At 51.1% G+C, this 12,839-nt stretch carries 7 protein-coding genes; 4 read left to right on the top strand and 3 right to left on the bottom strand.

The features are described 5' to 3' along the window. The first annotated feature begins 50 nt into the window (after positions 1-50). From CA13_RS27555 to CA13_RS27540, 4 genes are all read left to right on the top strand, one after another. A complete protein-coding gene (locus CA13_RS27555) occupies positions 51-2,018 on the top strand; it encodes an alpha-L-fucosidase (protein WP_146402186.1) in 1,968 nt (655 codons plus the stop codon). Positions 2,019-2,029: 11 nt separating this feature from the next. Continuing rightward, positions 2,030-3,526 (top strand): glycoside hydrolase family 32 protein, encoded by a 1,497-nt coding sequence (locus tag CA13_RS27550; protein WP_146402184.1) that lies wholly within the window; start codon positions 2,030-2,032, stop codon positions 3,524-3,526. A 65-nt stretch (positions 3,527-3,591) separates the two neighbouring features. Beyond that, positions 3,592-5,070, top strand: a complete 1,479-nt coding sequence (locus CA13_RS27545; RefSeq protein ID WP_419194907.1) for an alpha-L-fucosidase — start codon at positions 3,592-3,594, stop codon at positions 5,068-5,070. A gap of 66 nt (positions 5,071-5,136) precedes the next feature. Further along, entirely contained in the window at positions 5,137-6,636 is a 1,500-nt protein-coding gene (locus CA13_RS27540) for an alpha-L-fucosidase (protein ID WP_419194906.1), read from the top strand. Between the two features lie 55 nt (positions 6,637-6,691). Here the strand turns inward: CA13_RS27540 and CA13_RS27535 are convergent, their stop codons facing one another. The 3 genes from CA13_RS27535 to CA13_RS27525 form a co-directional block, all read right to left on the bottom strand. After that, complete coding sequence (locus CA13_RS27535) at positions 6,692-8,680, bottom strand: alpha-L-fucosidase (protein ID WP_419194905.1); 1,989 nt, start codon at positions 8,678-8,680, stop codon at positions 6,692-6,694. Between the two features lie 589 nt (positions 8,681-9,269). Further along, the gene (locus CA13_RS27530) at positions 9,270-10,058 is read right to left on the bottom strand and encodes a PEP-CTERM sorting domain-containing protein (protein WP_146402180.1); all 789 of its coding nucleotides are present in this window, start codon (positions 10,056-10,058) and stop codon (positions 9,270-9,272) included. A 730-nt stretch (positions 10,059-10,788) separates the two neighbouring features. Next, positions 10,789-11,709 carry a PEP-CTERM sorting domain-containing protein gene (locus CA13_RS27525; RefSeq protein ID WP_419194904.1) on the bottom strand — a complete coding sequence of 307 codons (921 nt, stop codon included), beginning with the start codon at positions 11,707-11,709 and terminating at the stop codon, positions 10,789-10,791. Positions 11,710-12,839 lie beyond the last annotated feature (1,130 nt).

Here is a 12,839-nt window from a genome sequence, read left to right as displayed (position 1 = left end):
AGCCACCGCGTTACTTTCGATTCAGCGTTGCCTCTTGAAGGAATATCAACATGATTTTGAAACAACCTATCGGCCTAGTAGCTGTTTTGCTGACCATCACGTCGGTCACAACATGTGCCGAAGAAATCGCCAAACCCTCTCCTCAACAAATCCGTTTCGCTGACTGGGAAGTCGGCGCGTTCTTTCACTACACGCTCAACCCCTTTACGGACCAGGAACACGGCGATGGCCAGGAACCTCCGTCGAAGTTCAACCCAACGCAGTTGGACGTTGAGCAGTGGATCTTGACTGCCAAGAGCATGGGTGCTCGCTACGCAGTGCTAACGGCACGTCATGAAGGCGGCTTCTGCTTGTGGCCCTCAAAAACGACTGACTACACAATTGCGAATAGCCCGTTTAGAAACGGCAATGGTGACTTGGTTCGGGAGTTCGTCGATGCCTGCCGCAAACATGACTTAGCCGTCGGCCTTTACCACACCGCCGGGTTCGACGCGAACGCCGCGATCGGAAAGTATCAAGGCGATATGGAGCTTCCGCTTCAATGGAGCTCGACTTGGGGCAAGGCGGTTTCCGAAGCTTTTCGAAAAGACCCTACGCTGCGAGAACGTTTTAAGAAAAAGCAAGTCGAACAAATGCGAGAGTTGCTCACTTGGTACGGCCCGATCGATTTCATGTGGTCAGATCACTGGGACGCGACCGACCCCAACGGAGTCTGGAGGGCAGTGACCAATTTGGCGCGAGAGCTTCAGCCTGAACTCGTATTCATGGGGCCTGATACCTGGGTGCCGGGCAACGAAACAGGTCACGTGGTCTACCCAATGTGGAACGCCGTCAACACCGTCGACCGTACGGAGCATTCCCGGCCTGCCGCTGGGACGGGTGACCGGACAACCAAGAACAACTACGGGTTGCTTGAAGGTGACGTTCGCAAAGGAGATCCGTTTGGAAAGTTTTGGCGAGTTCGTGAATGCACCACTCATGCTGCATTTCATTATGGTGGCTGGTTCTGGCATCCGGATCATGTCAAAAAGACCTACCCGCGGCATACTTGGGAGCATCTTGACCTGTACTATCGAACGGTTGGGCTTGGTGCAAACACGATCATCAATTTGCCGCCTGATACTCGCGGGTTGATTCCCGATAATCTTGTTGCGGCAGCCAACAAGCTAGGCGATGAAATCCGCAATCGGTTTGCTCAGCCAATCGCAACAACCAACGCAGTCCAAACCGGCGACGTTGTTGAATTGAAATGGGAAGATCCCCAAGCGATCAATACCGTGGTAACGATGGAGAACATCGCAAACGGACAAAAGATCGCAAAGTACACGCTCGAAGCATTCGTGGACGGTAACTGGGAAACGCTTCAGCCACGTAACCGATTGGTCGCGCAAAGACCCTACAACGGCAATCCTGGTTACGAAACGATTGGGCACAAGAAAATCGACCGGGTCAAGCCCGTCACAACCAACCGCGTTCGATTCCGCTGTCTCGAATCGATCGCTAAGCCAGTTGAAATTCGCAGCCTCGCTGTCTTTGATTGTGATCCAATCACGCGCACGTTTGATGCTTCCTATCCATACCTAAGCGGCATCAACACATCGTTCGATGAAGCTCACGGCAATATGAAACGCGACATCGATTATCGGGGCGGGCCGCTCGAACTCAACGGAAAAACGTACGAACATGGGATTCTACTTTGCCCGGTCGGCGTGACGAGGATCGGCGTTGCCGAGTTTGACATGACTCCGATTCCAAAGGCGAAAGGAATCAGCGCCACCATCGGAATCGAAGACATGACCGGCAGCCAAGGATCATGCAAATTCATCGTCGAGGGCAATGTCAATGGAAAATGGCAGGCACTCTACAACAGCCCTGTGTTACGAGGCGGATCCAAGCCCATCGAGATAGCGGTCACATTCCCAAAAGGAATGAAGCAACTGCGATTGAGGACCACCGACGGCGGTGACAACGCCAACTCCGATCACGCCCTGTGGGCCGATGCGAAATTTTCAGAATAAGAAGCTTAAGAATGAAACATGCCTCGATTTGTACCGTCTCTATGCTGGTAACGCTGTATGGTGCATTGCTTGCTCAAGACGTCATCGCGGTTGATCCCAATTTGTACCACGAGTCGCTAAGGCCGCGTTTTCATTTCACTGCCAAATCCGATTACATCAATGATCCCAATGGGCTTGTGTACGTTGATGGCGTCTACCATCTCTTTTTCCAAACCGGTCCAATTTCAGCGAAGCGGTGGGGGCACGCGACAAGCCAAGACATGGTGCGATGGACCCAGCTTGACGACGCGATCTTACCGAAGGATGGGCATCCTGCCTTTTCCGGATGCGCTGTTGTAGACCGTAAAAACACATCTGGTTTACAAACAGGAGATGATCCACCGATTGTTGCGATCTTTACGAGTTGGGGCCAAGGACAATCGCTCGCGTACAGCAATGACCGAGGGGAAACTTGGACCCGGCATCACGAGAATCCCGTCCTAATGTTGGCGAAGGATTCCCAGCGTTCCTTTCCGTTATCCGCACGTGACCCGATGGTAATTTGGGATCCCGCAAAGGATCGCTGGACAATGATTCTCTACGACAATTTGAACGACAAAGTCTTGAGCAACCTAGCTCGTGACCGTCAGGGAGGTTTTTCGTTCTTCACCTCTGCTAACCTGATCGATTGGACCCGCCAATCACACTTGCCCGGGTTCTATGTTTGCCCCGACGTGATGGAGTTGCCAATCGAAGGGACAGACAAAACCGAGTGGGTCGCCATGGATTGGGCTCAGTACGTAACGGGACGTTTCAACGGATCGAAATTCACTGCCAACAGTACGCCCTATCCACTCGACTTTGGCAAAAACTTGTCGGCAAACCAAACATGGAAGAATCTGCCCGACGGACGGATCGTCCAAATCAGTTGGATACGTGGGGGCAAGTACCCGAAAATGCCGTTCGACCAACAGATGAGTTTTCCCACCTCGTTGACACTGCGTCAAATCGGCGACCATCGTCGGCTTTGCAAACAACCCATCGACGAGATCAAGACGCTCTACGGAAAATCGGCGAGTGCGGAGCGACTCGAGATGCCGCAATCAGTAACCCACAAACTTGATGTCGGATCAAATAGTGTTGACGTCGAATTTGAAGTGCAACTCGGCGACCGTTCCGAGTTGCAACTGTCGCTCCTTGGAACACCGATTGCAATGTCGCGCAATTCCATATCGGTGCTCAAAAACACAGTCTATTCTGACGAACCTTTGTCGCACTTGCGAATTTTGGCCGACATCACGTCTATCGAAATCTTTGCCAACCACGGCTCAAAGACCATCACATTGGCAATCCTTTCTGCGAATCACTCAACCGCTATCGAGCTCACGTCCGTTTCTGGAACGTCGGTGGTCGAGAACATTCGATTGCACGAGGTCACTAGTTGTTGGAACCGCTCTTCGATTGCGAATGATGACATTGACAACTCATTAGTGACCCCTGTCGCGCGGGAAAGGGGCGTTCAGGACTGATCCGGCTGTCCCCGACACAGACAAAACAAACACCATAGCACCACTTCAACCCTAGGAAATCCAAGATGCAACGAAAGCAGAAAACTCAATCAACATCGATGCACGTTCTCACTGCATTTGCGACAGTCGCCATCCTGTTAAGCGGAACCATGACCGCTTCCGCACAGCAACTGTCCGGTGATTCGCTGCTTGATTTCGTCAACACACGCTATCACGCCTACTTTCACTACAACATGTGCACGTTCAAGAACCTCGATTTGGAAGAACGTTCGGGGCGAACCATGGGCGATGACCCACCGACACGCTGGAACCCGACGGGGCTCGATTGCCAGCAGTGGGCACAGGTGTGCAAAGACGCCAAAATGGCCGGTGGTTGGTTGACCACGAAACACCACGGCGGTTTTTGTTTGTGGGACAGCAAGCTTACCGACTATGACGTCGCCTCATCGAACGTCAAAACCGATGTGGTCAAAGAATTCACTGACACCTTCCGCAAAGCCGGTTTGAAGATCGGCCTCTACTATTCGATTCTGGATTACCATCATGGTGTCGAAAACGGCAGTGTTACTCGTGAAGAAATTGAATTCCTAAAGGGTCAACTGACTGAACTACTGACCAATTATGGACCGATCGACTACATGAACTTCGACGGCTGGTCGACTTGGCCAACGACTCCCAATTTTGACGACGTTCCTTACGGAGAGCTTTATCGTACCGTGAAGGCGATACAGCCGGATTGCTTGATCGTGAATCACTGCTACGAGTCCAACCTGGCGCATGCAGACGTTCCTTTTGCCGACGCAGCGGGACGAGCCTATCCTTATCACCCCGACTACATGCGTCCAACCGCTGCCTCGGATACCTCCCAAGTCGGATGGTGGTGGGATAACAACGAAGACTATGGAGTCCGTCGCAGTGTCGATTACATTCTAAAACAACTTCACAGTTACAATTCACACAATTCGGTCTACGTGCTGAACCTCTCTCCCGGTCCCGATGGGCGAATTCCACAGGACGCGATCAGGCGAGTAACCGATGTTGCGAAAGCATGGAAGAAACCTGCCCCCCTTACCAAGGCTGGGGACAATTGGGGATTCCAATACGACGCCAGCAAAAACCTGGCGTTTCTTCGGCCTTGTTCGCAGTCGAGCACACACAAATTCATTCGCGACAAGCGAGCCTACCCCAGAGCCGAGATTGCCGTCGATGGTGTAACCGAAGGCGATGGAATGATGGAACAAACATCCATTACCAATGAAGAAGATGCCCCCTGGTGGCAAGTCAATTTGCAGCGAAATTGCACAATCAATCGGATTAGTATCTACGACCGAACGGACATCGACACCGACTTAACTCAACGTCTTGAAGTATCGATCTTCGACCCAGATGGTTCGGAACAATGGAAGCAAGAAATTGCGGTTACGGACCAACGTCCGCTATCGATTGAAGTCGACGGTGTTTTGGGACAAAACGTACGAATCCGCATGCTTGGCAATGGATCGTTATCCCTCGCCGAAGTGATTGTCGAGGGAACGCCTCAGTAGGTGTTCCTGCGTTGGGAATCCAGCTCAGACGGGCAACAGTACTAACACGTTTTTGAAAGCTCTTTGATGATCCGTTCCATTTTTGTCACCGCCATCGCATTGGCTACCAGCTTGTCATGTTTCGTCTCTATGTCGCAGGCTCAATCGGATGCCATAGACAAGAAACCATTGGCGGGTACTCAGAAATCATTACCTGAATTGCAGCTTGATTTCGCGAACACCCGCTATCAAGCATTTATCTGTTGGGACCTAACGACGTTTAAGAATGCAACGTCGGATAATTTCCATGGCCGTGCAATGGGAGACGAACCTGCTAGCTTGTGGAAACCGACTGGAATGGATGTCGAACAATGGGCACAAACCGTCATCGACGGCAAGATGGCCGGTGCCGTGCTAACCACGAAACATACCGCTGGGTTTTGCCTTTGGGACAGCAAGTACACGGACTATGACGTTGCCTCTTCGCCAGTAAAGACAGACGTGGTCGAAGCCTTCGTTAAAACATTCCGCGAGAAAGGACTGCAAATCGGACTGTACTACTGCATGTTGGACTACCATCACAAAGTAGGCCCTGGGATTGTTACCCGTGAAGGAATCGATCACCTAAAAAACCAAATCACGGAGTTGCTGACTAATTACGGACCGATCGATTACATCATGCTTGACGCATGGGCGACTTGGCCATCGTGCCCTTCGTTCGATGAAATTCAGTACAAGGAGATCCATGATTTGGTCAAGTCGTTGCAACCAGAGTGTTTGATTGTGAATCACACCTACGAAACCAACCTAGCACATGCAGAAATTCCTTTTGCAGATGCAGCGGGTCGAGTTTACCCATTCCACCCCGATTACAAGAGACCAACGGCCGGGTCCGACGTGATGCAGAAGGGGTGGTTTTGGGACGATGAAAACTTCTTTGTCAACAAACCAGTCGAAACGTTTCTGAAGCGAATCGAGAGCTACAACGACCATAACGGCGTCTATATTCTCAACAGCGCGATCAATACCGCAGGGCGAATGGACGACGATTCGGTGCAAATGTACAAGCACATCGCTGCGGCGTGGGAAAAGCCTGAGCCAATCCAAGAGGCCGGCGCGAATTGGGGTTACCAATACGATGTTGGCACAAACTTAGCGTTTCAACGCCCCTGTACACAATCTTCGCTACACAAATTCCTACGTGACAAGCGTGCCTATCCAAAAGCCGAGATCGCAGTCGATGGAATCACCGAAGGAAGTTGGTTGATGGAACAGACGTCAGGAACTCAAGAAGAAGAACAACCTTGGTGGCAAGTTGATTTGCAGCGAACGTGTCAAATTGACGAGATCACAATCTACAATGTTACCGACGACGACCAATCGGTCCTGAGCGACTTTACCATCTCCATTCTCGATGCGGATGGCAATGTCGCGTGGAGTTCGGTTGAATACGATTTCCCCGATCCCTCAATGAATATCAACATCAGCCGAAAGACGGGCCAATTCGTCAAGATTCAACTCAATAGTAACGGCTCACTAAAGTTGGCCGAGGTGATTGTGAAGGGAAGCCAGGTGACGGCAAAGTAGTTCTAACCGAACGCAGCCCTTTGCTTGTGAGCCGCTCTCCGTGCCTGATACGAGACTACTCCACTTCACGGCGGACGATAAACGCATCGATGACGACCAACTTGTCGCTGGCGTTGACCACATCAATCTGATGCTCGCCATCGGAAAGGTCACTCGACTGGTAAACAATCTGTTGAACATCACACGCATTACCGCGGGCTAAGTCCACCGTTTTGTCGAACTGGCCATCGATCAACACAACGAGGTCACCCGAATCAGAATTTATGTTCGAAACAATCTTGATACCAGTACCATTGAACTTGAACGTACATCGATCACCACGATTCCGAGAATCATAGACATCGTTGTTAAATTCGCCCCGGTCACGATTCACACGGTGAGTCCAGCCGTAGTAATGCACACCGGGATCATCATCGTTGACCCAGTCTTTGTCATGAACGATTTTGAAAACCGCAGCGATTGCGTTCGGTTGCGTCGGAGGCAATTGAACCGTTAGAGACTGCTCCGTTTGTTCAAACAAAATCTTGTCCGAGCTTCCTAAAAGTTCAATTTCGGAGACAACTCCGACTGTGGCACTACCAAGTCTCAACTCCGGCATTACGAGCTGCTGAGTCTGTGGCCACTTCAAACAAGATGCGTAGACGTGCCCGTCTTTCCGTGTGAAAAAGACAGGCCCGTTTTCAGACTTATAGACTTCAAAAGGTCGGCTTCCATAGATCCCCTCACCGTTGGTTTTTAACCATGCCCCAATATTGTGGCAAATCTCGACGGCTTCCGGATCCACGTTTCCCTGTGCCCGTTGCGGAATACCAAGCAGTAGGTTTCCATTCTTGCTCACATTCTCGATCAGCTTGTGGATCACCCATCTCGCGTCGTGGCTATAGGGTCGATTGACATCCATATGCCAGGGACCGATCGAATCGTCAGTCTGAAAGGGATAGGCTTCGATGCTGGTTTCCGTCTTCTTTTCGCTGTCCTTCACTAACGAATGACTCACCGTTTCCGCTTCTTCCTGCGTCCCTAAACTGTTTCGTTTGCCCCCAACTTCCTTGATGTTCAACACGGCAATCTGCTTTCCTTGGTTCATGGCCATGCTTTTGTTGTAATAGTTTGCCGCGATCTGTGGCGCGAGATGACCAAACCCCATCTTCACACCAAGATCGACTTGGTTCAAACCAACGGACTCATCAAAATAGAGAAGGTCAGGATTGTATTTCAGCAAATCATCCACTCGCCACATGAACTGATTTGCAAAGGGCGAGCTATTGGCATCTTGCTCTTTCACATGTGGCGGGCCGTAAAGATCTCGAGGATCAAGTCCTTCCCAAAGAGCCCCCTTTCCATCTTGCAGGGTCGCTGCCACTGCGTCATAAGGCACTCCCTTTTTGGGACCACTCTTGTCGCTCGTGTACCGCACAGACATGAATTGCCCCCACGTTCGAGCTGGGGTCGCATGAACGGTAACACCAAAGGGCAGGCCACGTTTGCGCGCTGCCTCGCCCCAGATTCCGATCACATCTTTCTTGGGGCCCAGATTCACCGAATTCCAGGGCTGGTATTTGGAATCCCACAAATCGTAGTTGTCATGATGATTGGCCAGCGCAGTAAAATATTTTCCGCCCGTTTCAACCGCAAGGTTCACGAACCCATCGGGGTCCCACTGATCGCACGTCCACAAACCACAGAGATCCTTGTACCCAAACTCAGAGGGATGCCCGTACGTTTTCAAGCAATGCTCATAGTGCCGTTCCCCTTCGATATACATCCGCCGAGCGTACCAGTCGCCTTGTTCGGGAACCGATTGAGGATCCCAGTGTGACCAGATACCAAGCTTTGCTTCGCGAAACCACTCGGGCACTTCGTATTTGCTCAGTGAATCCCAGTTGGCTTCGTAAGCCCCCGGATAGACCGGCAGTGGAGGAAGATTCCAAATGTCAACTTCACTAATCGGACGTACTTCGTCCTGCGAAATAGCAATCGAATTGAAGATCAATCCAAATGCGATTGCGCACAGATTGGCCACAGCCAAGTTTCGAAAAATCACGCTACTGACCTTTGTATTGAATGTTCTGCTGCTCAAATTAACCTTAGTGACACACTGGGATTCGGTGACTCACTTTATTTTTGTCTCATCCACTAAAACGACCGCGAGAGACCACTGGAATCGAAAATGAGAGTCGCTGCGAAGTGGCTGAAAGTGAGCGTCCTCATTGCATGTCTCATTCAGAATGCGTCCGTACTTTGGAGCGGCCGAGAGTCGGCAAATTGGTGGGCGAGGGCAATAAAGTATAGTCAAACGTGCCACCTTAATCTACCGATAGCCATACCACTCCATGGCAAAGCCGTGTATCAATTTTCGAGTAATCGATCGGTAGTACGGCATCGAGAAATTACAGCGGGAACGGAAGTGGTACGAAGTGTAGGTGAACCCATTTCCATAAACAGAGTCATCCCAATACAAAACTGCGAACGCGACAAAAGTAGGATTGAATTCGGGCGTCGCTAGCGTGACTCGTTTGCCACGAGCCCAGATTGATTCCGGACACCATCCGCACGCGGGCCGCGCATAAAAAACTTCGCATCCGGTGAAGGATGCGAAGTCAATATTTCAAATAGAGTTGTACGCTAAACGCTTACGCCTTGCGACGACGATGCGTTACAACCGCACCACCAACTAATGCCAACAGAGCAAACGAGCTCGGTTCAGGCACAGCCGAAGCAACCTCGAATCGAACGTCGTCCATAAGGGCACGCGAGTTGTCACTGGTGGATGTCACGAACAACAACTGCACGGTACTTGCAGCGGTGAAGCCAGCGCCGCTGCTGGTCAACACTATTTGGGGTTCAGAGCTTCCAAGCCCCGTGGTGGCGTCAAATAGAGTACCGGAATTCGCACCGTCGAGCACTAAGTAGGTCGAGATGTCAGCGGTACCATTGTCTGATCCACCCTGATACGAGATGTTAATCGTATCGCCATCGGCAATCGCCTGACTAAACGGATCAGATAGCATGAAAAACTCACCGGCGTTGGCGAACGCATGGCCATCCCCAGTGACATTAGCATCGCCCATGCGACCACCGTTCTCGAGAAGACCGAACGAATTGTTGCCCCCGCTATACGGTCCGCGATAAACTGTCCAACCGCTAAACTGGACACCCGCGTTGTTCGTGAAGTCGGAGATGCTTGATGCACTGCCGACGCCGCCGCCGTTGTAGCCATCATTGCCGTACTGTGCCAGAGCTCGCCCGTCCGCGTTAAAAAAGATGTTACCCGGCAGTGTTTCGTTGACCAGGGCCGCGCCTGCACTAAGTAGCTTACCGTTGCCAACGTTGCCCGCATCGAAATCGACAAGGACTGCGCCATTGGCGGGAACCGCAACGCAAATAATTGCAGCGGCAAGAAGGAAACTGATTCGATTCATCTAAGTGACTCCTGTAGTAGTAATGAACATGAAATCAAACAAATAGCAATCATGTCCATCCCATACCGACAATTCATAGAGTTTTTTCCCATGCCGGCAAACAGACACATCGGGTCATCGCTATTCGTAGTTACTAACATACCTAGTTCGATTGTCCGAACAACAGGTTTGGGGGATTTGGGAAAGGAGAAAGTGGGAATATAAATTCAATCCAAACCACCGCCCTGGCTATTCGGAACGCCAAGAGTAAGAGCTTGAATATAGATACGTCGGTGCATCGAATACCAACGTCGAATTCGATACGTTGCATGCTCTTTGGCAACAGCTCTCGATCAAGTCAAGCATGCTCACCGATTTGTGCGCAAGATATTCTTAGCGGTGAATGGCTGGCATGGACCCCTCCCACGCTTGTGAGTTGTGCAACGAAGGGCTTTGTTCGGCAACCACTGGAATTCGCTTCTAAATCCAGTTCTCGAATTTGTCTTTGGTAGTCGTTTTTCCACTGGTTTTGGCCTGCTTGGCTTTCTCCACGCAGTAGCTTGGAACATTAGGCTCGATAACCACACTGTGATGTTCTAAGCGATCGATTAATGCTGTCGCTAGCGTGACTCGTTTGCCACGAGCCCACATTGATTCCGGACACCATCCGCACGCGGGCTGCGCATAAAAAACTTCGCATCCGGTGGAGGATGCGAAGTCAATATTTCAAATAGCGGTGTACGCTAAACGCTTACGCCTTGCGACGACGACGCGTTACAACCGCACCACTAACCAAAGCCAACAGTGCAAGGGAGCTAGGTTCAGGAACGGCGCTGATCTCAGTGAACGATAGGGTCAAATACGCACCACGACCTGCTTCGCCGTTGCCTGCTTCAACTGAATTTCCACTGAACGCCGACACGCCATCAATGGTCGAACCAACCGACGCACCAAGCGCAACATCGTTGGCTCCCCAGAAGCTTTGGTTGCCAAATTCACCAGCCAAGACCAGGCCAGCGTTTTCACCAGCAACCCAGCTTGCGAGAATGCTTTGAATGTCCGATGCCGTTGCACCACCCTGAGTCAGGTCGATCGTCGCGGTTTCATCGCTAGTGCCGTCAACAAATGTGTGACTTACCCAAGAACTACCGTCACCAGTGACAGCAGGCGATGACAATCCGAACGTCAAGTCAGTCGCGCCATTGGATCGCTCGTCAACATTGTTGTTACCTGAAATGCCACCACCAAGGTTACCAGGCCGACCAGCGGAATTTCCGAACCAACTGTAAGTCGCCAAACCAGCAGTCGTCCAGTCGCTAACCTCAGCCGTATTGTAAAAATAGGCGCCAACGCGTCCCGACTGAGTCCCATTGTTACCGTCGCGACTGGCATCTTCTGTCAACGTTAGCGTTGCTGAATCCAGCGTCCACAACGAAGAATCGCTGAAGTCAGTTCCGCTACCAGTCAAAATTGCGGAATCGAAACGAGCGGCTGCCCATCGGCCTGGGTTGGTCCCGGTGTTATTTAGAATTAACTCGTCGCGGTTCGTGCTGTTAAACAGCCAACCATCTTCAATCACTTTCGATACGACGACGACAGGCGCAGCGGACGCCTGCGACGCAAACATTGTCAGCGACGCGATGCCGACAAACAAATACCTCATTAACTTCATTTGAAAAACACTCCAGTTGAGAACTAATGATCCATACAAAGACGGCATTCAATGCCCTAGTCTTTCCAATCCACATAATACAACCATTAATAATACTTGTTATCACCGCACATTCATAACTACTTTCGATAGGAAGTGCGAAAAAAACCAAGGATAATCGCCCCTCGATAAATCCCACTGGACAAAAACACCGCCTAAAGTCGCTTCCCCCCTCTATTCGCTGCGGAAAAGCGAATTATCGATTCGAGATCACGCAACGGCAGCAAGACGATTCAAGACTTTTTTGCTAATACATTTTACTGGACGCCGTTGGGCCAATACGCAGCTCGTGAATCCACTTGGGGAGGTGTGCCGTCTTCCGCGGTATCTTCGATCGAGTTTTCGACTCGTGCGCGCGGCATTCACCCCTTGCTGAAGCCATGCTCAGCTGGCTCACTTGCCGGCGGCTAACGAGTCTGTAAGAAAAGGCAAGACGCCCTCGGATGATGTGGGTTCGCCACTCAGCGTCGTTGCTAATAGGATCGACGAATCGCTCAATCCAAAGAGGTCGCGCTGCGAACGATGGCGTTTCCCAATCGATCGAAAATCCGGTGGCCCCAAAGCCAACAGGGCATGTTGCGTCACAGTGCACCTGTAGCTTTCGATTTAAAAGCGATACTGGAATGTACGCCGACGTGCTGTCAACGTTTCCGCGATTTGAACACCGCGATTGGAACACCGCGATCGGCACAAACGTGAGACGTCGCAAATGCCTATTTGGGTAGCCAAATTGACGCAGGCCATTGGAACAAATCATCGATCTACTTTTGCAGGTCCGTCTATGCAACTCCCCCGTCAGTGTGTATCGTCGAGTCTAAGTAAAGGACACGCTTCGTTGACTGAGCATGACCAACGCACACACGTTTGTCTCTCGCCGCGAGCCAGTCTTTATTTCCCACCCGAACCCCGCCACGATGAAAAGATCCTGAACGCATGAAGCCGCTTTTGGATACGCATCAAACATTTAGTGTTGTTGTGATTGTGTACGATTTGAGCGGCAAGACGTTAGCCGCCGGCTGATGCGAAAAAGACCGCAGCTAGCGTCTTTCAGCTCAGACAAATTGGCGGCTCAGACAAATTGGCGGCTCAGA

It is taken from the genome of Novipirellula herctigrandis (assembly GCA_007859835.1).
Classification (GTDB): domain Bacteria; phylum Planctomycetota; class Planctomycetia; order Pirellulales; family Pirellulaceae; genus Novipirellula_A; species Novipirellula_A herctigrandis.
This window is presented reverse-complemented; position numbering and strand designations above follow the sequence as displayed.

Bases quoted from the DNA above. Each gene is read 5' to 3' on its own strand.
- CA13_RS27530 (WP_146402180.1), bottom strand. From the start codon at position 10,058: ATGAATCGAATCAGTTTCCTTCTTGCCGCTGCAATTATTTGCGTTGCG.
- CA13_RS27540 (WP_419194906.1), top strand. From the start codon at position 5,137: ATGATCCGTTCCATTTTTGTCACCGCCATCGCATTGGCTACCAGCTTG.
- CA13_RS27545 (WP_419194907.1), top strand. From the start codon at position 3,592: ATGCAACGAAAGCAGAAAACTCAATCAACATCGATGCACGTTCTCACT.
- CA13_RS27555 (WP_146402186.1), top strand. From the start codon at position 51: ATGATTTTGAAACAACCTATCGGCCTAGTAGCTGTTTTGCTGACCATC.
- CA13_RS27525 (WP_419194904.1), bottom strand. From the start codon at position 11,709: ATGAAGTTAATGAGGTATTTGTTTGTCGGCATCGCGTCGCTGACAATG.
- CA13_RS27550 (WP_146402184.1), top strand. From the start codon at position 2,030: ATGAAACATGCCTCGATTTGTACCGTCTCTATGCTGGTAACGCTGTAT.